Origin of the sequence: Massilia sp. CT11-108, from assembly GCF_047302915.1 — a bacterium.
GTDB lineage: Bacteria > Pseudomonadota > Gammaproteobacteria > Burkholderiales > Burkholderiaceae_D > Telluria > Telluria orientalis.
The window spans coordinates 1-1,270 of the sequence record NZ_JBKYMO010000932.1 but is presented as its reverse complement, the minus strand read 5'-3'; the positions used below and the strand labels follow the sequence as shown (position 1 = coordinate 1,270).

Annotated in this window: 2 protein-coding genes; both read left to right on the top strand. The window is 72.2% G+C overall.

All coding sequences use genetic code 11. The annotated features are described in order from the left end of the window. The first annotated feature begins 68 nt into the window (after positions 1 to 68). On the top strand, positions 69 to 542 hold the full coding sequence (locus ACEN88_RS32120; protein ID WP_413346254.1) for a (2Fe-2S)-binding protein: 474 nt from the start codon (positions 69 to 71) through the stop codon (positions 540 to 542). Beyond that, positions 539 to 1,270: molybdopterin cofactor-binding domain-containing protein (locus tag ACEN88_RS32115; protein WP_413346253.1), on the top strand; the 732-nt coding region annotated here is incomplete at its 3' end. The genes ACEN88_RS32120 and ACEN88_RS32115, both read left to right, overlap by 4 nt.

Here is a 1,270-nt window from a genome sequence, read left to right as displayed (position 1 = left end):
GGCGCCGGCCGTCCCGCCTGGCCCGACGTGGCCGCCGCGAGCGCGAAGCTGCGCAAGGAGATGCAACCATGACCCAATCTCATCCCATCAAGGTCGACGTCAACGGCCGCCTGCACGACCTGCGCGCGGATCCCGCCACGCCGCTGCTGTACGTGCTGCGCAATGAACTGAACCTGAACGGCGCCAAGTTCGGCTGCGGCATGGGCCAGTGCGGCGCCTGCACCGTGCAGCTGGACGGCAAGCCCGTGTTTTCCTGCGTAACGCCGCTGGCCGCCTGCGCGGGGCGCAAGGTACGCACCGTGGAGGGTCTCGGCAGCGCCGCGCAGCCGGGCAGGCTGCAGGCCGCGTTCATCGAGCACCAGGCCGCGCAGTGCGGCTATTGCATCGCCGGCATGATCGTGCGGGCGCAGGCCTTGCTGGACAAGGTGCCGCATCCGACCGACGAGCAAATCCGTCGCCACATGGAACCGAATCTGTGCCGCTGCGGCACGCACCACCGCATCCTCGCGGCCATCCGCGCCGCGGCGGGAGAACCCGCATGAATGAAGTCAATCGAGGCCGCCGCGCCTTCCTCGAAGGGGGTGCCCTCGTCCTCGCGTTCGCGCTGCTGCCGCGCGCCGCGCGCGCCGAATTCAACGGCATGGGCGTGCCGCCGGTCGCCAACGCCAGACTGGCTGGCAGCCTGCAGCGCACGCCCTTCCTGGACGCGTGGATCCGCGTGGCGCCCGACGGCAAGGTGACCGTCTTCAGCGGCAAGGTCGAACTGGGCACCGGCGTGCGCACGGCGCTCGCGCAGGTCGCGCTCGAACAGCTGGAACTGCAGCCGGGCGACATCGAGTTCGTGCAGGGCGACACGGCGCGCACGCCGAACGAGGGTTTCACGGCCGGCAGCCACACGATGGCCGACAGCGGCAGCGCGCTGCTGCATGCGTCGAGCCAGGTGGCGGCGCTGCTGCGCCAGGGCGCGGCGGCGCAGTGGCGCGTGGGGCCGGAGACGGTGTTCCTGCGCGCGGGCCGCGCCGTCGGCCCCGACGGCCGCAGCATGCATTACGGCGAAGCGCTGCGCGGCCTGGACGCGGCCGGGTTGCACCGCGCGGCCAGAGAAACGTCGCCATTGCGTCCACCCGCGCGCTACCGCCTGATCGGCAAGCCACTGGCCCGCTTCGACATCCCGGCGAAAGTCACGGGCGGCGCGGCGTACGTGCAGGACATGCGCCTGCCCGGCATGCTGCATGCCCGCGTCGTGCGGCCGCCGCGTCCGGGCGCGAAG